We start from the raw sequence: 548 nt of genomic DNA on the forward strand, positions 1-548 counted from the left end.
TCATCAAGCGATACCCCATCGTGGAGTATCTTGAAAGGAAAGGCATCAAGCCTGTACGTAGGACACCTTCCTATGCGCTGTACCGCTCACCACTCAGAGAGGAAACGCATCCGAGTTTTAAGGTGGACACACAGAAGAACCTCTGGATAGACTATGCCGAAGGTAGGGGCGGAAGTATCATTGACCTCTGTATGCGTTTGGAGAGCTGCACGCTATCGGAAGCCATCCGCTGTTTGGAACAAAACGCTTCCGATAATATAACATATAGTTCTCGTAAAGACTTCGTGCCAAATAATTCCCAGCCTGTGATGGCAGTAAATGGAGCAAGGAGACTGATAGAAATATCAGACACTCTGCCGCCACATTTGCAGGAGTATCTTGCGAGGGAACGCTGCATTGACTTGGAAAAGGCAATGCCATTTCTTAAATGTATCACTTATGAGGTAAGGGGCAGATGTTACCAAGCCATCGGCTTTGCCAATCTCTCTGGCGGCTATGAGCTTCGGGACAATAAAACGTTCAAGGGAACGATAGCTCCGAAAGACATC

Annotated in this window: 1 protein-coding gene; it reads left to right on the plus strand. The window is 47.6% G+C overall.

Annotation, left to right across the window (positions count from 1 at the left end; all coding sequences use genetic code 11):
• Window positions 1-2 precede the first annotated feature (2 nt).
• Window positions 3-548, plus strand: a 546-nt coding sequence (locus HMPREF1640_RS11975) for a CHC2 zinc finger domain-containing protein (RefSeq protein ID WP_231565917.1), incomplete at its 3' end; no start/stop codon positions are given.

It is taken from the genome of Prevotella sp. S7-1-8 (assembly GCF_000758925.1).
Classification (GTDB): domain Bacteria; phylum Bacteroidota; class Bacteroidia; order Bacteroidales; family Bacteroidaceae; genus Prevotella.